General features: G+C 66.9%; 22 protein-coding genes. 11 read left to right on the top strand and 11 right to left on the bottom strand.

Annotation, left to right across the window (positions count from 1 at the left end):
• Window positions 1-3: 3 nt before the first annotated feature.
• The 4 genes from J7548_RS14080 to J7548_RS14065 form a co-directional block, all read right to left on the bottom strand.
• Window positions 4-1605, bottom strand: a complete 1602-nt coding sequence (locus J7548_RS14080) for a methyl-accepting chemotaxis protein (RefSeq protein ID WP_290975274.1) — start codon at window positions 1603-1605, stop codon at window positions 4-6.
• A gap of 237 nt (window positions 1606-1842) precedes the next feature.
• Window positions 1843-2481, bottom strand: a complete 639-nt coding sequence (locus tag J7548_RS14075) for an ATP-binding cassette domain-containing protein (protein WP_290975272.1) — start codon at window positions 2479-2481, stop codon at window positions 1843-1845.
• A gap of 62 nt (window positions 2482-2543) precedes the next feature.
• Entirely contained in the window at window positions 2544-2948 is a 405-nt protein-coding gene (locus J7548_RS14070) for a hypothetical protein (RefSeq protein WP_290975270.1), read from the bottom strand.
• A 10-nt stretch (window positions 2949-2958) separates the two neighbouring features.
• Complete coding sequence (locus J7548_RS14065; protein WP_290975268.1) at window positions 2959-4203, bottom strand: MFS transporter; 1245 nt, start codon at window positions 4201-4203, stop codon at window positions 2959-2961.
• Between the two features lie 143 nt (window positions 4204-4346).
• On the opposite strand from J7548_RS14065, the gene J7548_RS14060 reads away from it, so the two are divergent.
• The gene (locus J7548_RS14060; protein WP_290975266.1) at window positions 4347-5369 is read left to right on the top strand and encodes a LysR family transcriptional regulator; all 1023 of its coding nucleotides are present in this window, start codon (window positions 4347-4349) and stop codon (window positions 5367-5369) included.
• Here the strand turns inward: J7548_RS14060 and J7548_RS14055 are convergent.
• Window positions 5366-6856 (bottom strand): acetyl-CoA hydrolase/transferase family protein, encoded by a 1491-nt coding sequence (locus J7548_RS14055; RefSeq protein ID WP_290975264.1) that lies wholly within the window; start codon window positions 6854-6856, stop codon window positions 5366-5368. The two genes, J7548_RS14060 and J7548_RS14055, sit on opposite strands and share 4 nt — an antisense overlap.
• A gap of 207 nt (window positions 6857-7063) precedes the next feature.
• Between J7548_RS14055 and J7548_RS14050 the strand changes: the two genes are divergently transcribed.
• The 3 genes from J7548_RS14050 (at window position 7064) to J7548_RS14040 (ending at window position 11523) form a co-directional block, all read left to right on the top strand.
• On the top strand, window positions 7064-7960 hold the full coding sequence (locus J7548_RS14050; protein WP_290975262.1) for a LysR substrate-binding domain-containing protein: 897 nt from the start codon (window positions 7064-7066) through the stop codon (window positions 7958-7960).
• Between the two features lie 242 nt (window positions 7961-8202).
• Window positions 8203-10293 (top strand): FUSC family protein, encoded by a 2091-nt coding sequence (locus tag J7548_RS14045; RefSeq protein WP_290975260.1) that lies wholly within the window; start codon window positions 8203-8205, stop codon window positions 10291-10293.
• A 108-nt stretch (window positions 10294-10401) separates the two neighbouring features.
• The gene (locus tag J7548_RS14040; RefSeq protein WP_290975258.1) at window positions 10402-11523 is read left to right on the top strand and encodes a mechanosensitive ion channel family protein; all 1122 of its coding nucleotides are present in this window, start codon (window positions 10402-10404) and stop codon (window positions 11521-11523) included.
• Window positions 11524-11686: 163 nt separating this feature from the next.
• On the opposite strand, the gene J7548_RS14035 is transcribed toward J7548_RS14040, so the two are convergent.
• The 3 genes from J7548_RS14035 to J7548_RS14025 all read right to left on the bottom strand — a co-directional run bounded on the left by J7548_RS14035 (window position 11687) and on the right by J7548_RS14025 (window position 15544).
• On the bottom strand, window positions 11687-12085 hold the full coding sequence (locus J7548_RS14035) for a DUF4148 domain-containing protein (protein ID WP_290975256.1): 399 nt from the start codon (window positions 12083-12085) through the stop codon (window positions 11687-11689).
• 235 nt (window positions 12086-12320) lie between these two features.
• On the bottom strand, window positions 12321-13943 hold the full coding sequence (locus tag J7548_RS14030) for a methyl-accepting chemotaxis protein (RefSeq protein WP_290975254.1): 1623 nt from the start codon (window positions 13941-13943) through the stop codon (window positions 12321-12323).
• A 338-nt stretch (window positions 13944-14281) separates the two neighbouring features.
• Complete coding sequence (locus J7548_RS14025; protein WP_290975251.1) at window positions 14282-15544, bottom strand: MFS transporter; 1263 nt, start codon at window positions 15542-15544, stop codon at window positions 14282-14284.
• 132 nt (window positions 15545-15676) lie between these two features.
• Here J7548_RS14025 and J7548_RS14020 point away from each other — a divergent pair, with 132 nt between their 5' ends.
• On the top strand, window positions 15677-16561 hold the full coding sequence (locus J7548_RS14020; protein WP_290975249.1) for a LysR family transcriptional regulator: 885 nt from the start codon (window positions 15677-15679) through the stop codon (window positions 16559-16561).
• An 18-nt stretch (window positions 16562-16579) separates the two neighbouring features.
• On the opposite strand, the gene J7548_RS14015 is transcribed toward J7548_RS14020, so the two are convergent.
• Window positions 16580-17059 (bottom strand): hypothetical protein, encoded by a 480-nt coding sequence (locus J7548_RS14015; protein ID WP_290975247.1) that lies wholly within the window; start codon window positions 17057-17059, stop codon window positions 16580-16582.
• 350 nt (window positions 17060-17409) lie between these two features.
• Between J7548_RS14015 and J7548_RS14010 the strand changes: the two genes are divergently transcribed.
• The 4 genes from J7548_RS14010 to J7548_RS13995 are packed head-to-tail and all read left to right on the top strand — an operon-like array spanning window position 17410 to window position 20796.
• The gene (locus J7548_RS14010) at window positions 17410-17655 is read left to right on the top strand and encodes a FeoA family protein (RefSeq protein ID WP_290975245.1); all 246 of its coding nucleotides are present in this window, start codon (window positions 17410-17412) and stop codon (window positions 17653-17655) included.
• The gene (locus tag J7548_RS14005; RefSeq protein ID WP_290975243.1) at window positions 17652-19478 is read left to right on the top strand and encodes a ferrous iron transporter B; all 1827 of its coding nucleotides are present in this window, start codon (window positions 17652-17654) and stop codon (window positions 19476-19478) included. The genes J7548_RS14010 and J7548_RS14005 overlap by 4 nt, the downstream gene beginning before the upstream one ends.
• The gene (locus J7548_RS14000; protein ID WP_290975241.1) at window positions 19475-19759 is read left to right on the top strand and encodes a DUF6587 family protein; all 285 of its coding nucleotides are present in this window, start codon (window positions 19475-19477) and stop codon (window positions 19757-19759) included. Before J7548_RS14005 ends, J7548_RS14000 begins: the two co-directional genes overlap by 4 nt.
• Window positions 19760-19770: 11 nt before the next feature.
• The gene (locus J7548_RS13995) at window positions 19771-20796 is read left to right on the top strand and encodes a hypothetical protein (protein WP_290975239.1); all 1026 of its coding nucleotides are present in this window, start codon (window positions 19771-19773) and stop codon (window positions 20794-20796) included.
• A 31-nt stretch (window positions 20797-20827) separates the two neighbouring features.
• Here the strand turns inward: J7548_RS13995 and J7548_RS13990 are convergent, their stop codons facing one another.
• A complete protein-coding gene (locus J7548_RS13990; protein ID WP_290975237.1) occupies window positions 20828-22033 on the bottom strand; it encodes a threonine ammonia-lyase in 1206 nt (401 codons plus the stop codon).
• A 404-nt stretch (window positions 22034-22437) separates the two neighbouring features.
• On the opposite strand from J7548_RS13990, the gene J7548_RS13985 reads away from it, so the two are divergent.
• Together J7548_RS13985 and J7548_RS13980 are read left to right on the top strand one after the other, a co-directional pair.
• Entirely contained in the window at window positions 22438-22794 is a 357-nt protein-coding gene (locus J7548_RS13985) for a hypothetical protein (RefSeq protein WP_290975235.1), read from the top strand.
• A 24-nt stretch (window positions 22795-22818) separates the two neighbouring features.
• Window positions 22819-23376 (top strand): flavin reductase family protein, encoded by a 558-nt coding sequence (locus tag J7548_RS13980; protein ID WP_290975233.1) that lies wholly within the window; start codon window positions 22819-22821, stop codon window positions 23374-23376.
• 78 nt (window positions 23377-23454) lie between these two features.
• Here the strand turns inward: J7548_RS13980 and J7548_RS13975 are convergent, their stop codons facing one another.
• A complete protein-coding gene (locus tag J7548_RS13975) occupies window positions 23455-24384 on the bottom strand; it encodes an AlkA N-terminal domain-containing protein (protein ID WP_290975231.1) in 930 nt (309 codons plus the stop codon).
• Between the last annotated feature and the right edge of the window lie 22 nt (window positions 24385-24406).

Genomic DNA, 24406 nt, shown 5'->3' with positions numbered 1-24406 from the left:
TTTTTAAGCCAGTTGCAGGTTGTGCGGCGGATTGATGGTGCGCAACGGCCGCTGCTCCCGTCCATCCAGCTTGAACACCGAGACCACCCGCGCCAGATGCGCGGCCTGGTCCTGCAGCGACTGCGCGGCGGCGGCGGCTTGTTCCACCAGCGCGGCGTTCTGTTGCGTGACCTGGTCCATCTGCACGATGGCCAGGTTGACCTGTTCGATGCCGGTGCTCTGTTCCTGGCCGGCGGCGCTGATGTCGGTCACCACCGAGTTCACGCGCTGCACGCTCTCGACCACCTCATGGATGGTGGCGCCGGCCTGTTCCACCAGCTTGCTGCCGTTGCCCACGCGCTCCACCGAGTCGTTGATCAGTTCCTTGATCTCCCGGGCCGCGGTCGCCGAGCGTTGCGCCAGCGAACGCACTTCGGAGGCCACCACCGCGAAGCCCCTGCCCTGCTCGCCGGCGCGCGCCGCTTCCACGGCGGCATTCAGGGCCAGGATGTTGGTCTGGAAGGCGATGCCGTCGATCACGCCGATGATGTCGACGATCTTCTTCGAGGATTCGTTGATCGCGTTCATGGTGTCGACTACCTGGTTGACCATCGCGCCGCCGCGCCCGGCCACATCCGAGGCGGATGCGGCCAGCTGGTTGGCCTGGCGCGCATTGTCGGCGTTTTGCTTGACGGTGGAGGTCAGTTGTTCCATCGACGAGGCGGTCTCTTCCAGCGAAGCCGCCTGCTGTTCGGTGCGCGAAGAGAGGTCGAGGTTGCCCTGGGCGATCTCGGTGCTGGCGGTGGCGATGGTGTCGGTGGAAACGCGTACCTGGCCGACGATCTCCAGCAGGTTGTCGTTCATCTTCTTGAGCGCGCGCAGGAGCTTGCTGGTCTCGTCGCGGCCGTGGTGGTCGATGGCCGAGGTCAGGTCGCCGGCGGCCACCGTTTCGGCGACCTGCACCGCGCGGTCGAGCGGCTGCGTGATGCTGCGGGTGATCATCCAGGCGATCGCGACCGCCACCAGCAAGCCGGCCGCGGCCAGGCCGATGAGCAGGTTGCGCGCCTGGGCGTAGCCGGCTTCCACTTCTTCGCCGGCGGTTTTCATCAGCTCGTGCTGCTGCTTGATCAGCGCGTCGGCGGCGTTCATGTAGGCGCTTTGCACCGGGCGCACCTCGCCGATCAGCACATCGATGGCGCCTTCCTTCACGCCTTGCGCCACCATCGCCAGCACCTTGTCGCGCTTGGCGAGATAGGCGTCCTGCGCTTGCAGCAGCTTGCCCAGCAGCGCGCGGCTGGCGTCGTCGGTGAGCATCTTGTCCAGCCGGGCCAGGTCTTCGCGGGTGGCGCGGTCGGCGCCGGTGATGCGGTCCGACTCGCTCTTGATCTGCTGTTCGTCCTTGAGCAGCAGGATGTTGCGCAGCGAGCGCGCCACCAGGTTGAGCTGGTCGACGATGTCGCCGGCCACCATGGTCTTGGGATATTTGTCATGGATGACGTCGCCCATCTGCCGGTTAAGCTGCGCCAGCCGGCCGATGCCCGACGCCGCCATGACCAGGATAAGCGCCATCAGCAGGCCGAACCCCAGCCACAGGCGCACGCGGATAGTTACGTTGGAAATATGCATGGCGGTTCCCCCTGTCGCGGACGACATGTGTGTTGGATATGCGTATCGCATGCGCCGTGGCGGCGGGATCGCCGGGGTGAGGATGCGGCCGGATGGCTCGGGAGACGGGGCAAGACCGGTGGCGACGGTGCCTTATCATCATAGATAACAAAGGCGGCCGCCGCTAAGCGGGAGCAGCGGCATAAAGCACCGGCAATTCTCGGAATGGGGGAATTGTGGTGCGGCAATGAGAGGCGCTTAGTCGCCCAGGTCGATGGAGGCCGCCAGCGCCACCCCTGCCGGCGCTTCATACAGGGCCACCACCCAGGCTTGCCGTTGGCTGCCTGCCTGCGCGTCGAGGGTTTGCGTGACGAAGTTGATCGAGGCGCGGTCCAGCCCGGCGAAGGGATCGTCCAGCAGGTTCAGCGTGGCGCCGGCGGCAAAGGCGGCGGCCAGGTAGACCTTGCGCTTGCTGCCGGTGGAGAGCATGAACAGCTTCTTCTCCAGGTGCGGCGCCAGCGACAGGCCTTCGATCAATGCCGGCAGGCGCGCATGGTCGAAACCCGGAAAGCGTTTCTGCATGGCATCGAAAAACTCAGGCGGCGTCAATTGGTCGTACGCCTCGGTGCGCGGATCGACGTGGAACACCTTGCGCCGATAAGCTTCGCTGTCCTCATCCAGGCGGATGCCGTCCAGTTCCAGCACGCCGTCCTTCACCGGCATCAGCCCGCCCAGCAATTGCAGCAAGGTAGTCTTGCCGCGGCCGTCGCCGCCGCGCACCAGCGTGATGCCGGCGGGAATCGCGGCGGACAGGTTCTTGAACAGTTCATGCCCGGGATAGGCGAAATTGAGCTTGCTGACCTGCAGCAGCGCGGGGCGGTCTTGTGGTGTCGTCATGGGAGGGTGGCGTGAAAGCGCCGGGACGGGAGGTCCGTACGGCGATGCGGCTCAAGGGCGGATCAGCGGCGGCGCCGTTCTTGCGCGGCCAGTTTTTCCTTGCGGGAGTCGGCGATCATGGCGAGGGCCAGCGCGACCGGGGGGTACAGCAGGATCAGGCCGCTCCAGATGTGTTCAGAAAGGAACATCAGGCCGGCGATGAACAAGTCGAGCGCCATCAGACACATCAATGGCCAGCCCACGGGCGCGCCAAGGAAGGTCTTGGGTTTCTTGTTTTTGAAATACAGTGCCATGCCATCCACCGTCGTTGTTCGCGTCATGCCGCGATGGGTTGTCTCCTGCCGACGATTATAAAAGATGTTGGGCAGCCGGGCGACGTCGGCGGGAAGATATTGGCGCCTGTTCCCCGGCGGCAAGATGCAAAAACGGCCCCGGTTTGCACCGGAGCCGCTATAGTAAAAAGGCAAGCCGAGGTCTTCAGTGCGCCTTGGCTGCGCCCGGCCACAGGCGCACCGTCAGCGCCAGCAGCGAGGTCAGCACGGCCAGTCCGACCACCGCGATCCAGCCCCACTGCGCCAGCGCCAGGCTGCCCAGGGCCGCGCCGCCGGCCATGCCGATGAACATGCCCACGAACAGCACCGCGTTGAGGCGGCTGCGGGCGCCGGGTTCGATGCTGTAGACGATGCTCTGGTGCGCCACCAGCGTAGCTTGCACGCCGAGGTCGAAGCCGATGGTGGCCACCGCGATCAGGATCAGCTGGCCTTCCGTCGAAAACCACGGCGCCAGCGCCATCGCGGCGAAGGACACGGTCGCCAGGCCGATGCCCAGGCGGGTGACCAGTTCCGGGCCCTTCTTGTCGGCGATGCGGCCGGCCAGCGGCGCGGCCAGGGCGCCAGCTGCGCCTGCCAGGCCGAAGGCGCCGGCGGCGGCGCTGCCCAGGTGGAACGGCGCGCCATGCAGCATCACCGCCAGGGTCGACCAGAAGGCCGAGAAACCGATCGCTACCAAGCCTTGGGCCAGCGCGGCGCGGCGCAAGGCGCCATGCTTCTTGACCAGGCTGCCCAGCGAGCCCAGCAGCGCGCCGTACGACAGGTGGGTGGTCGGACGGAAGCGCGGCAGGCCGCGCCATGCGGCCGCGCCGATCAGCGCGATGCTGCCGGCGGCGCCGACGAACATGGCGCGCCAGCCGAAGTGCTCGGCCACGAAGCCGCTCACCACGCGCGACAGCAGGATGCCCAGCAAGAGCCCCGTCATCACGGTGCCGACGATGCGGCCGCGGTGCTGTTCCGGCGCCAGGGTGGCGGCGGCCGGGACGATGTCTTGCGCCATCGTGGCGGCCAGGCCGACGGCCAGGCTGGCCGCCAGCAGCATGCCGATGCCGGAGGCGGCGCCGGCCAGCAGCAGCGCGGCGGTCAGCACCGCGGCCTTGATCAGGATGATGCGGCGGCGGTCGTAGCGGTCGCCCAGCGGCGCCAGCAACAGGATGCCCAGCGCGTAACCGAGCTGGGTCGACATCGGCACCATGCCGACGGCGCGCTCGGAGGCGCCGATATCGTCGGCCAGCACGCCCAGCATCGGCTGCGAGTAGTACAGGGAGGCGACGGACAGGCCGGCGCCGGTGGCCAGCAGCAGGATCAAGGCCGGCGACAGGCCGTGCGCCTGCGGATGGGCCTTGGGTGCCAACGCGCCGGTGGCTATATGCGCATTAGGAATGTTATTCATGATGAAACTCCTGAGATATCTACGATGGTTTTGCCTCGGACTGGCCGGAAAAACCTTTGTTTGCCAGCGTTGAAGCGGATTCTGCGCTTGTGCCCGGGCAGACGGTAGTAGCGTGGGAAGCAGAATTAATATACGTTAGGCGTATGACCAAGCCATCGCCCTCCTCCCCTTCCTCCCAAACAGCCTCGCTGACGGCTGCCGGCCTGACCGACCGCATCGAGCTGATGCAGACCTTCGTGCGCATCGTCGAAGCCGGCAGCCTGTCGGCCGCGGCCGTCCAATTGGGGATCACCCAGCCCACCATCAGCCGCCGCCTGCAGGCGCTGGAACGTTCGCTGGGCGTGCGCCTGCTGCAGCGTTCCACCCATGCGATGAAGCTGACCGACGACGGCGAGCGCTGCTACGAGCGTGCCAAGGACTTGCTGGCCGGGTGGGATGAGTTCGAAAGCGAATTGCGCGGGGCGCGCCTGCAGGCCGAAGGCGCGCTGCGGGTGGTGGTGCCGCATGCGTTCGGGCAAAAGCAGCTGATCGGTCCGTTGACGGAATTCATGCGCCGCCATCCGCTGGTCGCGGTGGAATGGCTGCTGCATGATCGCGCCGCCGATTTCATTACCCAGGGCATCGATTGCGCGATCCAGGTGGGCGAAGTGCATGACCCTTCCGTGGTGGCGATCCACCTGGCCGAGGTGCCGCGCATGACGGTGGCGGCACCGTCATTGCTGGCCGGCCGGCCGACGCCGCAGCATCCGGCCGACCTCGCCGCCCTGCCCTGGATCGCCATTCCCGCCTTTTACCGGCGCGAGGTGACGCTCACGCATGTGCATACCGGCGAGCAAAGGCATGTCGCGTTCCGGCCGCATTTGGTGACCGATAGCCTGTACGCGTTGCGCAACACCGCCATCGAAGGCGTGGGCGTGGCGGTCGGGTCGTCATGGATTTTGGCCGAGGATGTGGCGGCCGGCCGGCTGGTGCAGTTGCTGCCGGAATGGGAGCCAGCATCGCTGCCGGTGTCGCTGCTGTACCCCTATGCGCGCTTTTATCCGGCGCGGCTGCGCCACTTCATCGATACCATGAAGGAAGCCATGCCGGGCGCCGTGCGCGGCGCGGTCGGCTGGGATGCGCTGGCGCGGCGGCAGCCTGCCGCCCGCAAGGAGGACGGCGCTTAACTCAAGCGCATGGTCTTGTGCTGCGCGTAATGCTGGTGCCAGGAGAAAGCCTCGCCCAGCAGGTGCGGCGTGTGGCCGCCGGCCCGGCAGGCGCGCTCGAAGTAGTCGCGCAATTGCGGGCGGTAGTCGGGATGGCAGCAGTGCTCGATCACCTGCACCGCCCGCTCGCGCGGCGCCAGTCCGCGCAGGTCGGCCAGGCCCCATTCGGTGACCAGCACGTCGACGTCGTGCTCGCTGTGGTCCACATGCGAGACCATCGGCACCACGCTGGAAACCGCCCCGCCCTTGGCCACCGACTTGGAGACGAAGATCGAGAGTTGCCCGTTGCGGGCGAAGTCGCCCGAGCCGCCGATGCCGTTCATCATGTGCGTGCCGCCGACGTGGGTGGAGTTGACGTTGCCGTAGATGTCGAATTCCAGCGCGGTGTTGAGGCCGATGATGCCCAGCCGCCGCACCAGTTCCGGGTGGTTGCTGATCTCTTGCGGGCGCAGCACCAGCTTGTCGCGGTACTTGTCGAGGTTGTCGATGAAGTGCCGGTACTTGGCCGATGACAGCGTGATCGACGAGGCCGAGGCGAACGCCAGCTGGCCCGAGTCGAGCAGCTCGATGGCGCTGTCCTGCAGCACTTCCGAATACATGGTCAGGTTGCGGAACGGCGACTCCACCAGCCCGTGCAGCACCGCGTTGGCGATGGTGCCGATGCCTGCCTGCAGCGGCGCCAGCGTGTGCGGCAGGCGCTTGGCTTCCACTTCCGATTCGAGGAAACCGATCACGTGGCGGGCGATGGCGTTGGTCTCTGCATCCGGCGGCAGCACCGAGGACGGGCTGTCCGGCGTTTCGGTCAGCACGATGGCGACCACCTTGGCCGGGTCGAACGGGATGGTGGCGCGGCCGATGCGTTGTTGCGCGGCGGTCAGCGGGATCGGGCCGCGCGCCGGGCGTTCGGCCGGCAGGTAGATGTCGTGCAGGCCTTCCAGCGCCAGCGGCACGCTGGTGTTGAGTTCGATCACGATCTGCTTGGCCTGCTCGACGAAGCTGGCCGAATTGCCTACCGACATGGTCGGCACGATGCCGTTCTCGGTGATGGCCGCCGCCTCGATCACGGCGATGTCGATGCGCGACGGCGTACCGCTGCGCAGTTGTTCGGCGGTCTCAGAAAGATGCTGGTCGATGAACATGACCTCGCCGGCATTGATCTTGCCGCGCAGCGTGGCATCCACCTGGAACGGCAGGCGTCGCGCCAGCAGCCCGGCTTCGGCCATCAGGCCGTCGCTGCCGTTGCCCAGCGAAGCGCCGGTGATGACGGTGAAGCGCAGTTCCTCGCGCCTGGCGCGTTCGGCCAAGGCGCGCGGCATGGCCTTGGCGTCGCCGGCGCGGGTGAAGCCGCTCATGCCGATGGTCATGCCGTTGTGGAAAAAGGCGGCGGCCTCGTCGGCCGACATGAGTTTGCCGGCCAATTGCGGCTGGCGGATGCGCTGGCTATCCATGGTGTGCTCCTGCTCGGTTTCTTTTGGAAAAGAGAAGTGCATCCGCGCCGGCGGGCAATGATGGGCCGTGGAACGGACTTCTTTCATTCTTGTTTCGATCCAGTATAGGAGCCGGCCTGTATGCGCTGTATGATTTAAATTCTGCGGTTCCAGTCGGAATCTGCATACTTCGGCGGCCCTCGCCTCCACCTCGAAAACCTGGCCAACATGGATATCCGCGCCCTGCGCTATTTCACCGAAACGGTACGCCTGAACAGCTTCAGCCGCGCCGCCGACGCCTTGCACGTGACCCAGTCCACCGTCAGCAAGATGGTGCGGCAACTGGAGGACGAGGTGGATGCCCCGCTGCTGATCCGCGACGGCCGCCACCTGGCGCTGACCGACACCGGCCGCGTGGTCTACGAACAGGGCCAGCAGATCCTGGCTTCGATGCAACGCCTCAACGCGGAGGTGCGCGACACCAAGGCGCAGCGCTTGGGCCATTTGGACATCGGCATTCCGCCCATGATCAACATCCTGTGCACGCCGGTGCTCAAGGCCTTCCGCGAGCGCCATCCGGAAATCGCGCTCAACCTCAAGGAAGACACCGGCCCGCAGATCGAGCAGCGCGTGGCCAATGGCGAGCTGGAAATCGGCATGACGGTGCTGCCCGCCGATCCCGAACTGGAGCTGGAAGTGATGCCGGTGGCGCGCTATCCGATCTGGGCCGTGGCCCAGGCCGGCAGTTTCCAGAAGAACCGGGCCACCCTGCGCTGCGCCCAACTGGACGGCCTGCCGCTGGTGATGCTCAACAACGAATTCGGCCTCACGCGCAGCCTGCGCGGCACCTTCGGCCAGCTCGGCATCGCCCCGCAGGTCGCCGCGCAAAGCGGCCAGTGGGACTGGCTGGTGGCGATGGCGTTGGCCGGCATGGGCGCGGCCCTGTTGCCCGAGCCTTTCATCCACCGTATCGCCACCGACCAGCTGCAGGCGGTGCGGCTGGTCGAACCGGAGGTGCAGTGGCAGGTCGCCTATGTCACGCGCGGCGGCTATCTGTCGCATGCGGCGCGGGCGTGGATGGAGATCAGCGGGGAGTTGTTTGCCGGGGGCAAGTCGGGTGCTTGAATGCGCTTTCCAAATTATTCTCCTTTGGAATACAACATAAGCACTTAAGTCATACAAAGAATATTCCCGCCTTCCTATACTGCACCCTGCCAATGCCCGCTGCGCCGCCGGCCGCGGCGGCGGACCCGGAATGACGCCGCTGCGGGAATAAAGCGCGCGGGCATCGGCCTTTTCACTCCAGACCGCCCCGCCCTCTCCCTCTTAGCATGCCGCCGCCGCTATCCTTTTCCGGTTTTTCCTTCTTGCGTGGTTTGCTCAACTTGCCCTGGCGCCGCGTCCGCGCCCGGCTGGAACGCTGGCAAGCCGATTTCCCGCTGCGCAATGCCAGCCTGTCCGAAGGGCTGCGCGCAGCCTGCGGCGCCAGCGCCATGCTGCTGCTGGGCGAGTGGCTGGGCAATCCGCTGTTTTCATGGGCCGCGATCGGCGCCTTCCTGACCTGTCTGGCCGACAGCGCCGGCTCCAATCGCGAGCGGCTGGCGTCGATGGGCGGTTTCGCGCTGGCGTCGACGCTGGGCGGCATGTTCGCCGCCACGGTCGCCGGCTGGAGCGTCGAGGCGGGTTTGCTGGCCATCATGGCTTGCGCCGGCGTGGCCGGCTTCTCGCGCATCTACGGCGCCGCCGCCGGCCTGGTGCTGATGCTGGCGGCCGGGGTCTCGGCCATCATGGCCGACACGCCGGTGGTGCTGTGGCCGTTGTCGCAGAGCCATGTGCTGATCTATTTCGGCGGCTGCCTGTGGGCCATGCTGCTGGGGCTGACGGTCTGGCGCATCCACCCTTTCGCGCCGGCGCGCAAGGCGGTGGCGCGCGTCTACGGCGCGCTGGCGGAACTGGCGGCGCTCGCCGCCGCCAGCGATAACGGCCATGATCCCGCGCAGTCGGCGCATGCCGCCGAGCTGGCGGCCCGCACGCGCCGCCATGCGCGGGTCGACATCGCCAATGCGCGGCGGGCGCTGGATGCGGTGGCCGGCGAGCGCACCGAATCGCGCCGCCTGTACGAGAATCTGCTGGTCAGGCTGGCGCGCGCCGGCGAACTGCTCGACTGCATCACCGTGCTGGCCGACCTGCGCCTGACGCATTACCAGGACCCCGCCGCCGGCCGCCGCACCGCGCGCGTGCTGGCGGGCATGGCGCAACTGCTGCAAGGCATGCAGATGGCGATGGCCGCCGGCGACCGTATCGAGGCCGCCGACGACGCGCGCATCATGCTGCGCTTGCGCCAGCTGGTGGCGCGCCTGCCCAGCGGCGCCGGCCGCGTGCTGCAGTTGGTGGAAGCGCCGCTGGCGGCCGGCGCCGTCGATCCGGCCGGATTGAAGCAGGCCGCGCGCGTGGCCGGTGAAGACGGGTACGGCACCCTGCGCCTGCTGTTGCATCGCCTGTGCGCGCTGTGGCGCAAGGCCGCGCTGCACGCCAATGCCCGTTCGGCCGAGATGCATCATGCCTGGCGTTGCGCGGCCGCCGCCGGCGCTACCTACCTGGTCGTGCACCTGCTGGAACTGCCCTTCGGCTACTGGGCCACGATGGCCACCATGCTGGTGATGCAGCCGACCATCGCCGACAGCTGGGCGCGCAGCATGGAGCGCGCCGTCGGCAGCATCGTCGGCGGCGTGCTGGCGCTGGCCCTGTGCCTGGTGGTGCATTCGCCGCTGGCGCTGGCGGTGCTGGTATTCCCGCTGACGGTGCTGACCATGGCCCTGCGCCCGGTCAGCTACGGCTTGTATGCGACGTTCCTGACGCCGGTGTTCGTGCTGGTGGCCGATGTGGCGGTCGATCCCGCGCAGCAGCTGGCCAATGCCGCGCTGCGCGCCGGCAACAACGTGATCGGCGCGGCGGTGGCGGTGCTGGCCAGCTACCTGTTCTGGCCGCGCCGCCAGACGGTCGATCTGCGGGCGCAATTGCTGCGCATGGTGCAGCTCAACCTGGCCTATCTGGCCGATGCCACCTGCGTCGGGCACGGCAGCGCCGACGTCGCCCGCATGCATGCGCGGCGGCGCGATGCCTGCGTGGCCAACGTCGAAGCCGGCCTGCTGCTGCAACGCCTGATGCGCGAGCGTCGCCTGGCCGATGGCGAGAGCGGCGCCGGCCGCACCGCCGTGGCCCTGTCGCGCCGCCTGGCCGCTGCCGCCAGCCATGTCTGGACGCATCCGCAGCAAAGCCCGGCCGGCCTGGCGCCCTGGCTGCAGGAGATGGGCGCGGCGCTGGCCGCGCGCGACGCGGCGGCCTTGCATGAATTGTCGCGCCGGCGCCCGGCGCCGATCCAGCTGGCCCAGGCCGACGCGGTGGCAACCCTGTGCCTGCTGGCGGCGGCGCTCTGCCCGGCCCCGGCACGGGCCTGAGTGCCGCCAGGCAAGACAGCGGAAACAAAATCCTTCCTTCCCGGTTCGAACGCGGATGCCGCGCGTGCATGCCCGGTAATGCCGTGGCGACAACCTGGAAGGAGTGCGATGAACCTGGATTTTCTCTACAACATCGGCGAAGGCCCGCTGCGTTCCGGCCTGGTCGTGCTGGGCGTGGCCGTGGCGGCGACGATCGTGGCCGTCATCGTCCATCGGGTCGGGATCCTGCTGATCCGCCGCATCGCCCGCGGCCATCCGTTCACCACCAGCGCCACCGAAGTGGCCTACAACGCCAGCCGCATGTGCCTGGTGCTGTTCCTGCTGCGGCTGGTGCTGACCGGCGCGCCGGACAATACGCCGGGCCTCACGTCGGCCTCTTACCTGACGTCGGTGGCGCTGATCCTGGCGCTCACCTGGTTCCTGATCCGCTGCGTCAAATCGGTCAGCGTCGCCGTCATCAAGTTGAATCCCTACGATGTCGCCGACAACCTCAGGGCGCGCCGCATCCTGACCCAGACCCGGGTGCTTTCGCGCAGCGCGTATTTCCTCATCTCGCTGCTGGGCCTGTCCTTCGTGCTGCTGACGCTGCCGGGCGCGCGCCAGTTCGGCGCCAGCCTGCTGGCTTCGGCCGGCGTGGCGGGCATCGTCGCCGGTATCGCCGCCAAGCCGGTGCTGGGCAATTTCTTCGCGGGGCTGCAGATCGCCTTTTCGCAGCCGATCCGCATCGACGACGTGCTCATCGTCAAGGGCGAATGGGGGCGCGTCGAGGAGATCACCGGCACCTTCGTGGTGGTCAAGATCTGGGACGAGCGGCGCATGATCGTGCCGCTGCAATGGTTCATCGAAAACCCGTTCGAGAACTGGACCCATACCTCCTCCTCCATCCTCGGCACGGTATTCCTGTGGATGGATTTCAGCGTGCCCACGCAGGAAGTGCGCGCCGAGTTCGAACGCTTCTGCGAGACCTTGCCCTCGTGGGACCGGCGCGTCTGCGTGATGCACGTGACCGATGCCGGGGAACGCGGCATGCAGCTCCGCCTGCTGGTGTCCGCCGCCGACTCCGGCAGCGCCTTCGACCTGCGCTGCCGGATCCGCGAACACATGATCGCCTTCATCGCGCAGCGTTATCCCCACGCGCTGCCGCGCCTGCGCGCCGAGGTGCGCTCGCGCAACGACGCCGATGCGTTGGATACCGTCATCGACGGTTCGCCCAGGGAGGGCGGCGCCTGAACCGTGTCGGGAAAGGGCGGGCTGAAAAGGTAGGCGGGCCCCGCTACCGGCGACCGAGGGGAGAGAACGTCGCTTTCATGGGGCCCGCCTGGGAGAACCTGGCACGCCGGGATTGCCGGCGTCCTTGGCAACGGGCGCGGATGTCGCCGCGTTGCCGGCTTGCTTACAGCGCGTTGCTGTTGCTTACTGCATTGCCTTGCGTGCGGGCTTGCTGCAATTCATCCTGCACTTGCTGGCGGGTCAGGGTGGAACGGAAAGGCTGGTCTTCGGGATAGCGGTCCGAGACCATGAGCTCGCCGTTGGCACGGGCTTGCTTCAGTTCGGCGACGACATCGGCGCGGGTCTTGGTCGAGACGAAGGGCTTGTCGGCCGGATAGCGGTCGGTGACCAGGACTTCGCCGTTGGCGCGGGCTTGCTGCAGCTCGGCGAGCACTTGGGCGCGCGACTTGGTCGACACGATGGTGGTTTCGGGAGGATAGGGCGCTTCGGCCATCGCGGCGCCGACGGCGCTGCTCAACAGAAGGCCTGCAATGATATTCCTGGCAATGTTCTTGGTGTTCATGATCGTTTCCTTGTGAGAGAGAAGATGCGCGATCCAGTCCGGCCGATGTGGTGGATCGGTCGCTGTTCGTTTGCATCGTGAAACCAAGTGTAAGGATCGGAAGCGCCAAGAAAAAGCCGCAAAACCGGAATACATAATTCCCAAAACCAGAACAATCGGTTTTTTCTATGGGAAACGGGCGCAAAAAAATGCGGCGCACGGCGGAAAGCCGCGCGCCGCATGCTTGTGGAGCGGTTCAGGCCGAAGGCGTCAGTTGCAGCGGCGACGGCGTGATGTCGCGTTCGCGGCGGGCCGCGCCGGCCGGCAGTTGCTGGCCCAGGTGGAACTTGCGCCCGGCTTCGGCCAGTTTCTGCGCCTGTGCGCGCAACATGTCGGAGGTGGCGGTGGCCTGCTCCACCAGCGCCGCGTTCTGCTGGGTGGCGTCGTCGATTTCGGTGACGGCGCGGCTGATCTGCTCGATGCCGGAACTCTGTTCGCGGCTGGCGACCGAGATCTCGCCCATGATGTCGGTCACGCGCCGGATGCTGTCGACCACGTCGCCCATGGTGGTGCCGGCTTCGTTGACCAGCTTGCTGCCGGCGTCGACCTTGCCCACCGAGTCGTCGATCAGGCCCTTGATTTCCTTGGCCGCCGCCGCCGAACGTTGCGCCAGCGAACGCACTTCCGACGCCACCACGGCGAAACCGCGGCCCTGTTCGCCGGCGCGCGCGGCTTCCACCGCGGCATTCAAGGCGAGGATGTTGGTCTGGAAGGCGATGCCGTCGATCACGCTGATGATGTCGACGATCTTGTTGGACGAATGGTTGATCTCGTTCATCGTCTCCACCACCTGCGACACCACGCCGCTGCCCTTGCGGGCGACTTCCGAGGCATCCATGGCGAGCTGGTTGGCCTGCTGCGCGTTCTCGGCGTTCTGCTTGACGGTCGAAGTCAGTTGCTCGATCGAGGCCGCGGTTTCTTCCAGCGAACCGGCCTGCTGCTCGGTGCGCGACGACAGGTCGAAGTTGCCGGAGGCGATCTCGCCCGCTGCGGTGGTGATCGACTCGGTGCCGACCTGCACTTCGCTGACGATGGCGCGCAGCGAGTCGTTCATGTCGTTCAGGGCGCGCATCAGTTCGGCGATTTCGTCCTTGCCGCGCTGTTCGATGGCGCCGGAGAGGTCGCCCGAGGCCACCCGCCTGGCGACATCCAGCGCCCGCTTCAGCGGCGCGGTGATGCTGCGCGAGATGATCACCACCGCCACCGCGCTGAGCGCCACCAGCAAGATGCTCAGCACGATCATCAGCTGCATGCTGCGTTCGCTGTGGCGGTCGATGTCGGCCGCCAGCCGGTCGATCGCCTGGCGCTGTGCGGCCAGCAGGTTGTTGACCTGCGCGCCGTAGGTCTTGGCCGCCGGATCGAAGGCTTCCTTGTAGACCTTCTCGGAAGCGGCGGCGTCGCCGGTCTTGCGGGTTTCCATCACCAGTTCCTTGGCGCTCTGGTATTTCTTGCGGGCGTCGATGATCACCGCCATCAGCGCCTTCTCTTCATCGGAAGACAGCAGCGGCTCGATCTTCTTGATGATGGCGCTGCCTTTCTTGACGCTTTCCTCGATGTCGTCCTTGAAGGTGTTGGAGAGTTCGGCGTCGCTGCTGCGGGCGATCATCGAAGTGCGCACGATGGCGGAATAGGTGAGCACGAACCAGTCGGCCACCAGCCGCTCCTTGGCCAGCGGCGCTTCCATCATCTGCCGCGTGGCGTCGGCGTTGCGCTTGGCGTTGTAGAGCGATACCGACGTGGAAAGGATCGCCAGCAACAATACGATGGCGAAACCGATGGTCAGGCGGCTGGAGATCCGCATGTTGGCCAGGATATTCATGGTGCCTCGGAAGAAAATGGGCCGGGGGCCCAGGGGTCTCGGGATGTATTGTTGTAGGTTGTCCGTGCAGGTTAGCGGCTTTCGCCGGGGCGGAAAACGGGGAAAAGAAGGCGGAAACGATGCCAGACGGCGGAAAGCAGCGCCGTTGCCGGGAGGCATGCGCATTGCTGCCATGCGTCAAGGCGGCCTCGCCGGAAAGCCCGGATGGGCGTGGAATCGGAGACGATTCGGCGGAGCCTCAGGTCATGCCTCGTCGTCCCGGCGCAGGCCGGGGCCCGGCGGCTTTCGTTGCGCCGCAATGTCCGCCGGGCGAAGGGGATGGCTTGCCGCGCGATTGTTCAGGCGCGGCCCGGACGCCACAACTTCCAGGCCAGCCATCCGGCCAGCATCACCTGCAGCAGCATGAAGCCCGCCACCGCATTCCATCCCGAGTGCTCCCAGAACCAGCCGCCCACCGAACCGAGCACGCTGCCGCCGAGGTAATAGGCCAGGAGATACAGCGACGCGGCGTGGCCCTTGCCGGTCGTGGCCATGCGGCCGACCCAGCTGCTGGCGGCCGAGTGCGTGGTGAAGAAGCCGATGGTGAGCAGCACGATGCCCAGGATCACCAGCGCCAGCACCGGCATGCAGGTCAGGAACAGGCCCGCGCAGGAGATCGCGATGCCGGCCGCCACCAGTGGCGCGCGGCCGAAGCGGTCGGCCAGGGCGCCGGCCCAGGACGAGGAGACGATGCCGAACAGGTAGGCGCTGAAGATCATCCCGGTGGCCGTGGCCGACAGCGAGAAGGGCGCGCCCATCAGCCGGAAGCCGGCGTAGTTGTAGGAGGTGGCGAAGATGCCCATGGCCAGCGCGCCGATGCAAAACACCAGCGGCAGGCGGCCGTGCGCGAGATGGCTTTTCCACAGCGCGAAGTGGGCGCCCAGCTTCATCGCGCCGTTGCGCACGAAATTGCGCGATGCCGGCAGCAGCAGCATGAAGGCGGCCGCCAGCGCCAGGTCGAAGATGCCGATGGCCAGCATGGCGCCGCGCCAGCCGAACGATTCGGCCATCAGGCTCATCGCCACCCGGCCCATCATGCCGCCGAAGGCGTTGCCGCCCACATACAGCCCCATCGAGAAGCCCAGGCCGCTGGGGTCGATCTCTTCGGCCAGGTAGGCCATCGCCACCGCCGGCACGCCGCCCAGCGCGAAGCCTTCCAGCGCGCGCGCCGCCAGCAGCATGTGCCAGTTCGGCGCGACCGCGGCCAGCAGGTTGCAGCAGGCCGCCAGGGCCATCGAGGCCAGCATCAGCTCCTTGCGGCCGTAGCGTTCCGAGACGATGCCGGCCAGCGCGATCGATAGCGCCAGCAGCGCGGTCGACAGCGACAGGGCCAGCGAGGCGCCGGCCGCGCCGACATGGAATTCGCGGGCGAATGCGGGCAGCAGCGGCTGCACGCAATACAGCAGCGAAAAGGTGGCGAAGCCGGAGCAGAACAGCGCCAGCGTGATCCGGCGGTAGGCCGCCGAGCCGCGGACGGCGCCTTGCGCGGCGGCAGCGGGTTGGGCCTTGGGAGCGGGGACGGTATGCGGCGTTGCCTGGGCGGAGTCGGAGAGGGATTGCATGTTGGGCTTCCTTGCCGGCGCGCGCAGGGAGAGGGAAGGGCGCCGATGGATTCGAATGGCGCCAGTCTGGAAGAAATCGGATATATTGTCCAATATATATCATTGGCTATCTCCATCTATAAAACAGATATCATGGAACTGCGTCACCTGCGTTACTTCCTCGCCGTCGCCGAGCACCTGAGCTTCACCCGCGCCGCCGAACAGGTCGGCATCGGCCAGCCGCCGCTGTCGATGCAGATCAAGTCGCTGGAAGAACAGGTGGGGGCGCCGCTGTTTCGCCGCACTTCGCACGGGGTGGAATTGTCCGAAGTCGGGCAGATCTTCCTGCCGCATGCGCAAAAGGCGGTGGAGGCGGCCGGCCAGGCGCTGCGGGTGGCGCGGCAGGCCGCCAGCGGCGAGCTGGGTTTGCTGCGCATGGGTTTCACCTCGTCGGCGGTGTTCCATCCGCAGGTGTCGCATTCGATCCAGGCATTCCGCGAGCGCCATCCCGGGCTGGAGATCTCGCTCAGCGAAGGCATCACCGAGCAGTTGCTGGCCGCGATCGCCGGCTCGCAGCTGGACGCGGCCTTCGTGCGCATCGCCGGCACTCCGTCCGACGAGATGGGCGTGGTCGAGCTGCCGGCCGAGAAGCTGAAGGTGGCGCTGCCGCGCGCGCATCCGCTGGGGCGCCGCAAGTCGCTGCGGCTGCAGGACCTGGCGCAGGAGCAGTTCATCATGGTCCCGCGCGGCAAGGGTTCGGCGCTGTATGACGAAATCTTCAGCGCCTGCCAGGCGGCGGGTTTCGATCCGCAGGTGATCCAGCTGGCGCCGCAGCTCACCTCGGCGATCAACCTGGTGGCGGCCGGGCTGGGCATTTCCATCGTGCCCGAGGCGATCGAGCAGGTGCAGCTCGACCAGGTGCGTTACGTTGAAATCCGGGAGCCGGCGCCGCGCGCGCAGTTGTCGCTGGCATACCATCGGCAGTCGATCGCGGCGTCGCGCTTTGCCGAGCACCTGCGGCGCGTGCTGCGGCAGTGATGCTGCAGCGACGCGGCGTTACTTGTTCTTGAACTGGTCGAGCACCGAGTTGGCTTGTTCCAGGAAGGCGGCCGGGTATTGCTCCACCAGCCTTTCCAGCGCGGGGATCATGCGTTCCAGGGCGATGGTCAGCGCGATGTCGCTGATTTCCTCGCCCCACAGCACCTTCTGCACGAAGGCGGCCGGCCCGATCTCGGCGATCAGGCGCATGCTCATCTGGCGTTCGATGGTGTCGGTGCGCGGCCCGAAGATTTCCTCGAAGATGCCGGCGATGGCGTATTCCAGCTTCCGGCGGAAGGCGTCGACGTCGTCCACCAGCCGGCGCGGGTCCTCCGGCGGCGGCAAGACGCCTTGTTCGTACAGCCTGCGCGCTTCTTCGGCCATGCGGCTCAGTTGCTGGACATGCAGCGTCAGCGCACCGATCTCGTCGATCAGCGTGCGCAGCCGCATCTGCTGCGGCATGTCGGACTCGGCCGAATCCGGTGACGTTGGATTCATGTGCTTATGGTTGTCGCAGGACGCCGGCCGATATGGCCCGCACAGCCTGTTTGCATCAAATCAATCGCGCCGGCGCAACCGTTCCCATACGGTTTCGCCGCCACCCCCGGACGCTGCCGCGCCTCTCAGTTTATTTCCTTGTGGAAATTGTCGAAGTATAGTGCGGCGCAAAAAATCCGCGTAAAAATTTTGTTGGTTTCGACATGGAAGCCACAGCGACCAGCCCGATTATTATCTGGATATTAAAAAAAGGGGGCGAAATTACATTTCCGGACTATATGGATGTGGCGGGCGCAAGCGCTGCATGGCTTATATAATGAGAATGCTTATCGATTCATTTTCCCAAGACCATGCGTTTGACCGAACTCGCCAGGGGCGCACGCGCCATCGTTGACCACGTCGCAGACACCCATGACGCCGACGCGGTGGCCGGGCGCCTGCGCGACCTCGGATTCGTCGACGGCGAACCGGTGCGCATCGTCGCCGTCGCGCCCTGGGGCGCCGACCCCATCCTGGTGCAGATCGGTTCCACCCGCTTCGCCTTGCGCCGCGCCGAGGCCGACCGGGTGCGGGTGCGCGCAGGGAGCGCGCAATGAGCGCCGGCGGACTCAACATCGCCCTGGTCGGCAATCCCAACTGCGGCAAGACCGCGCTGTTCAACCAGTTGACCGGCGCCCGCCAGAAGGTGGCCAACTACGCCGGCGTGACCGTCGAGCGTAAGTCGGGCAGCTTCACCGCGCCTTCGGGCCGCGCCATCCGCGTGGTCGACCTGCCCGGCGCCTACAGCTTCAGCTCGGTCAGCCCCGACGAGCGCGTGACCCAGGCCGTGCTGCAGGGACGCTATCCGGGCGAGACGGCGCCCGACCTGATCGTGTGCGTGGCCGACGCCACCAACCTGCGCCTGCACCTGCGTTTCGTGCTGGAAGTGCGGCGCCTGGGGCGGCCCATGATCCTGGCGCTGAACATGATGGACGCCGCCGCCCGCCGCGGCATTGCCATCGACATCGCCGGCCTGGCGCGCCGGCTCGGCATGCCGGTGATCGAGACCGTCGCCGTCAGGCGCGGCGGCGCCCGAGCGCTGGTGGCGGCGATCGACCAGGCGGCGTTGCCGGCCGTGGCCGCCGGGACTGCGGTGGAAGACCTGCACGCCGAAGTGCGCGCCATCCTGGCCGACACCGTTTCCATGCCGACCCCGACCGACCGCCGCGACGATGCGATCGACCGCCTGGCGCTGCACCCGGTGCTGGGCGTGGCGCTGCTGGCGCTGGTGATGTTCCTGGTATTCCAGGCGGTGTACGCGATCGGCAAGCCGCTCACCGACGCCATCGCCGGCGGCTTCGGCGCGCTTGCCGGCGCGGTCGGCGAATGGCTGCCCGAAGGCCCGCTGCGCGGCCTGGTCACCGACGGCCTGCTGTCGGGCCTGGGCACGGTGCTGGGCTTCCTGCCGCAGATCCTGGTGCTGTTCTTCTTCATCCTGGTGCTGGAGGAATCCGGCTACCTGCCGCGCGCGGCGTTCCTGCTGGACCGCGTGATGGTTTCGGTGGGGCTCTCCGGGCGCTCCTTCATCCCGCTCCTGTCGAGCTTCGCCTGCGCCATTCCGGGCATCATGGGCACGCGCAGCATCACCGACCCGCGCGACCGCCTGGCCACCATCCTGGTGGCGCCGCTGATGACCTGCTCGGCGCGCCTGCCGGTGTATGCGCTGCTGATCGGCGCCTTCATTCCGCATCGCATGGTGCTGGGCATCTTCAACGTGCAAGGGCTGACCTTGTTTTGCCTTTACTTCGCCGGCATCGCCGCCGCCATGCTGGTGGCCTGGATCGCCAAGCGCCTGTACCGCACCCGCCAGGAGCGCGCGCTGCTGATGGAATTGCCGGCGTACCGCCTGCCCAAATGGCGCGACGTCGGCATCGGCCTGTGGGAGCGCGGCAGCATTTTCCTGAAGCGCCTGACCGGCGTGATGCTGGCCCTGACCGTGCTGATGTGGGCCATCTGCACCTTCCCCTCGCCGCCGGCGGGCGCCACCGAAGCCGCCATCAACTACAGCCTGGCCGGCTACATCGGCCACACGCTGCAATACGTCTTTGCGCCGCTGGGTTTCAACTGGCAGATCAGCCTGTCGCTGATCCCGGCCTTCGCCGCGCGCGAGACCGCCGTCGCCACGCTGGCCACCGTCTATGCGGTGGGCGGCGACGAAGGCATGGTGCTGCAGCAGGCGCTGGCCAGCCACATTTCATTGGCCAGCGCGCTGTCGCTGATGGTGTGGTTCGCCTTCGCGCCGCAGTGCATGTCGACGCTGGCCATCATCCGCCGCGAGACGCAATCGTTGCGCATGGTGGCGCTGTCGTTCGGCTACATGTTCGTGCTGGCGTATGCCGCCTCGTTCGCCACCTACCAGATCGCAAGGTGGCTGGCATGAGTTCGCTGTGGTGGCAATACGCGGTCATCGCCGCGCTGGTCGCCGCCAGCGCGGGCTATATGCTGCGCAAGCTGGCGCCGTCGGCGGCATGGCGCTGGCAGGCCCGTCTTGCAGCCTGGCTGCTGCGGCGTGGTTCGGCACCCTGGCAAGCGCTCGGCCGCCGCCTGTTGCCGCCGCGCACGGCGGGCGGTTGCGGCGGCGGCGCCTGCGATGGCTGCGGCGATGCGGGCGATGCCCGGCCGCCGCTGGAACAGAAGGTGACTTTCCATCGCCGCCGTTGAAGCGGTGAGGAATGAACGGGGGGAGGGGGAATGGCAGTAAGCATCCGGCGCTTGCATGGCGTCGCTGGTTTGATGGCCTGCGTGGCGGCACTGGCGCTGCAGGGCGTGGCCAACGCACAAACGGGGAGGCAGGTGCCGCCTCCGTTATCTCCACCGAGACTTTCTCCGAGCACGAGCTGTCCTACGGCAAGGAAATTGCCCAGGCGGAATGCGCCCGCTTGCCCAATGCGGTCTGGGTCAGCCATCGGCTGGGCACGGAATGCATCCGTTTCTATGTTTCGGCGGGATTGCCGGAAACTGGCGCGGCCGATGCGCCCGGTATTGCCGTGATCTATTTCCATGGCGACCGGTTGGCCGGCAGCCAGCCGCTGGGCAACTATGGCAAGGTCAGCCCGGCTACGCTGGTGAAGGAGCTGGAGTTCTACCATCGCCGTTTCAACGTGCCGTTCATCATGGTCGCCCGGCCGGGCGTGTTCGGTTCCTCGGGTAATCACAGCGAACGGCGCCGTCTCAAGGAAAGCTATTCCCTCAATGCCGCGGTGGATGCCATCAAGGCCAGGTATGGATTACGCCAGTTGGTGCTGGCCGGGCAATCGGGCGGCGCCTATACCACGGCGGCATTGCTGACGCTGGGCCGTACCGACATCAAATGCGCCGTCGCTTCCTCGGGCGTCTATGCCGTGGCCGAGCTGGCTGAAATCAAGCGGGCAATGGGAAATCTGCGGCCTCGGCCCGGTTGCGATGTCACCAACTATTGCGACCAGTATGAAGTCATCGACCATGTCGATGGCATCGCCGCTGATCCGCAGCGCAGGATCTATCTCGTCGCCAATCCGTATGACACCAATACCCGCTTCTTTTTGCAGAAACGTTTCGCCGACAAGGTTGGCGCTGCCGGCCACCGAGTGGAAATGATCCTGGCGAAAGGAAAGGGAAGCGACGGCCACAGCTTGTCGCATGTTGCTTACCGTGTGGCCGGCGCTTGTGCGGCGGATATGGACATCAACGCGGCGCTGGCGGATGTAGAGCGTTATTGAGGGGGGGCCGGCAACGCCGGCCGGCTCCGCTTTAATGCAGCTCTTCCGCCTCGAACCCTGCTCCGCGCAACGCCTGCAGCACTTGCGCCAGGTGCGGCCGGCCGCGGGTTTGCAGCACCAGTTCGATGTCGACGTTCTGCGCCGCCAGCAGCGTGAAGGCGCGCTGGTGGTGGACTTCGTCGATGTTGGCGCCGGCTTCGGCGACGATGCCGGTGATCTTCGCCAGCGTGCCGGGCACGTCGCGCGAGCTGACCTTCACGCGCGCCAGGCGGCCGGCGCGCACCATGCCGCGTTCGATGATGGCCGTCAGCAGCAGCGGGTCGATGTTGCCGCCCGACAGCACCAGGCCCACGCGCTTGCCGCGGAAGCGGTCGGGGTGGCGCAGCAGCGCCGCCAGGCCGGCCGCGCCGGCGCCTTCGACCAGGGTCTTTTCGATTTCCAGCAGCATCAGCACGGCTTGCTCGATGTCGCCTTCGTCCACCAGCAGCAGTTCGTTGACTTCGCGCGCGATGATGGCGCGCGTGAGCGTGCCGGGCGTGCCGACCGCGATGCCTTCGGCGATGGTGCTGCTGCCCAGCGGATGGTCGGTGCCCTTGACCGCGTTGACCATGCTCGGGAAGCGCCGCGTCTGCACCCCGACGATGTCGATTTCCGGCTTGATGGCGCGCGCCGCCACCGCCATCCCGGCCAGCAGGCCGCCGCCGCCGATGGCCACCACCAGCGTATCGAGGTCCGGCACCGCCTTGAGCATCTCCAGCGCCACCGTGCCCTGGCCGGCGATGATGGCTTCGTCGTCGTAGGGATGGACGAAGACCAGGTTTTCCTTTTCCGCCAGCTCGTAGGCATGGGCGCGCGCCGCTTCCAGCGTGTCGCCGTGCAGCACCACATTGGCGCCGAAGCCGCGCGTGCGTTCGATCTTCACGCCGGGCGTGAAGCGCGGCATGACGATGGTGGCCGGCAGGCCCAGGCGCTGCGCATGGTAGGCCACGCCCTGGGCATGGTTGCCGGCCGACATGGCGACCACGCCGCGTGCGCCGGCGCCGCTTTGGGCGATGTCGACCATCTTGTTGCAGGCGCCGCGCTCCTTGAAGGAGGCGGTGAACTGCAGGTTCTCGAACTTGAGGAACACCTGGGCGCCGACGATCTGCGACAGCGTGCGCGATTCGACGCAGGGCGTTTCCAGGATCTGGCCTTGCAGCCGGCGGGCGGCCGCTTCGATGTCATTGAGTGTAGTCATTCCGGGATTGTAGAGGTATTGCACCGTTTTGTAGCGTTTGTTGACGGCGCCGCCGCGGAATGGCGAAAAATCGATAAGCCGGACGGGGAAATTTGTATTCGCCCAAAAAAACGGGATCGGAAATTTGCGGGCTATCGCCGGCGGGGAAGGGATAGCCGGTGGCGGCAATCGGCCGGTTAGCGCATATGCATATGCGCCCGGTCCGCGATTGAAAAATTCTTTTGCCGCCGCCATTGAAGTCGGTCGCCGCGGAGACTAGAGTGAAGTCTCCGCCGCGTCGCAGACCGGTTCACGCCGATGCGGGAGGCGGCCTTCAGGATTGCCTGATGCGGCCACGCGCCGGCAGTCCTCGTCCAGAAGTTCTTCCATGCAAGTCTCTGCCGCTCTCACCCAAGGAGACCTCGATGAGCATTGCAATCCATCACCCTGATATCAGGCAGTCCCCGCCACCGCTGTTTACCTCCGCAGGAGGATCGCGCGCCACATCGCACCTGGAACAACGCCACGCCCCGCTGTTGCTGTCGTTGGTCGAACTCGACCCGCGCGAGGTCGTCGATGGCGAGATGACCGAACAAGGGTTCCTTGCCGCCGACATCGTCCCGGTCGGCCCCATGCGCGAAGCATGCCCGCATTGCCAGGGCGTGGCCTTGCAACTGGTGCTGCGCCACCACCACGTCAAGCGTTCCCATCTGTTCTGCCGCGTCTGCACCCGTTGCTATGACGCACTGGACGAGAGCGGGTATTCGATACTGACCATCTGAGCGCGCGGGCGCGCGCTTGCCGCCATGCCGCGTCTGCCCGTTCTCCGGGATTTCCCGGTTCACCAGATTCGCCGCTACCTTGAACCCGGCCCCATTGTGCTGGTCTCTTCGGCCTACCGCAAAGAGCGCAACATCATGACCATGGGCTGGCATACCGTGATGGAGTTCGCGCCTTCGCTGCTGGGTTGCGTGATCGCCGCCGGCAACCACAGCTTCGGGCTGATCCGCAAAAGCCGCGAGTGCGTGATCAACCTGCCCACGGTCGCGCTGATCGACCAGGTGGTGGGCATCGGCAATTGTTCCGGCACCGAGGGCGACAAGTTCGAGCGCTTCGGCCTGACGGCCCTGCCGGCCGAACTGGTGGGCGCGCCGCTGATCGGCGAATGCCATGCCAGCTTCGAGTGCCGGCTGTACGACGGCCGGCTCATCGACAAGTACAACTATTTCATCTTCGAAGTGGTGAAGGCGCACGTGGCGCGCACGCCGAAGAATCCGAAGACCGTGCACTACAAGGGCGACGGCGAATTCATGGTGGCCGGCGGGCTCATCAGCCGGCGCGCGAAGTTTCGCGATCTGCAATGATTTATTTCTCCAGCCTTGGGTGGAGACCGAACGCGCCGAGAATGCGCTTCCGTTCCCAATAGGAGGCGCGCTCGATCCTCAGCCGCCGCGTTCGCCGCTGGCGCGGTCGGCGATTTCATTCCACAGGTGTTGCGCCGCGTAGGCGCGGTAGGGGCTCCAGGCCTGGCTGCGCTGCTTTTGCTGCGCGGGTTTGAGCAGGCCCGGGTCGCGTGCCGCGATGGCCTGCATCAGCACCAGGTCGCTGGCCGGCCAGCCGTCGGCGTCGCGCCAGGCGCGCATGGCGACGTACTCCACGGTCCACGGGCCGATGCCGGGCAGGGCCAGCAGCGTCTGGCGCAGGCCGGCGAATTGCGCGGACGAATAAGGCTGGCCCGGCGGGTCGATCGGCGCGGCGCCCTCGGCCACCGCGCGCGCAAAGCCTTGCAGCGCTTCCACCCGCTTGCCGGGCATGCCGATGGCGGAGAGGTCGGCATTGGCCAGCGCGAACGGCGTCGGGAAACGCCAGGCGGTGTGTTCGTGCGCGTGGCCGGGAATGCGTTCGCCGGCGCGCTGTACCACGCGTCCGACGATGGTGGTGGCCGCCTTCACGCTGACCTGCTGGCCGACGATGGTGCGCACCACCAGTTCGAAGGCCGACCACGCGCCCGGCACGCGCAGGCCGGGTGCGGCCTTCAGCATGGGCTTGAACCACGGGTCGGCGCCCAGCACTTTCTTGATGGCGGCAGGGTTGGCGTGCAGGTCGAACATGCGCGACAGCGGCGCTTCCAGCGCATCGGCATGGCGCGCCACCGGCCCCGACAGCGTGGCGACCAGGCAGTGCTTGCCGGCGTCCTGCGTCACCGCCAAAGTGCCGGCATCACCTTCCCATTCGATGGCGCGCAGGTAAGCGCCGTGCTCGACCGCTTCCACGCCCGGCGTGGCGCGGCCGTTGAAAAAACGCAGCATGCGCGGCCAGTCGAACGGCGGCGTGTAGGGCAGGCGGAGTTGGGCGATGGGAGTGGCGGACATGCGGCATCTTAGCGCATGCGGT

Origin of the sequence: Herbaspirillum sp., from assembly GCF_017744395.1 — a bacterium.
In the GTDB taxonomy this organism is placed as follows: Bacteria; Pseudomonadota; Gammaproteobacteria; order Burkholderiales; family Burkholderiaceae_D; genus Herbaspirillum.
The sequence above is the reverse complement of the archived record's forward strand: the minus strand, read 5'-3'. Positions and strand labels throughout refer to the sequence as shown.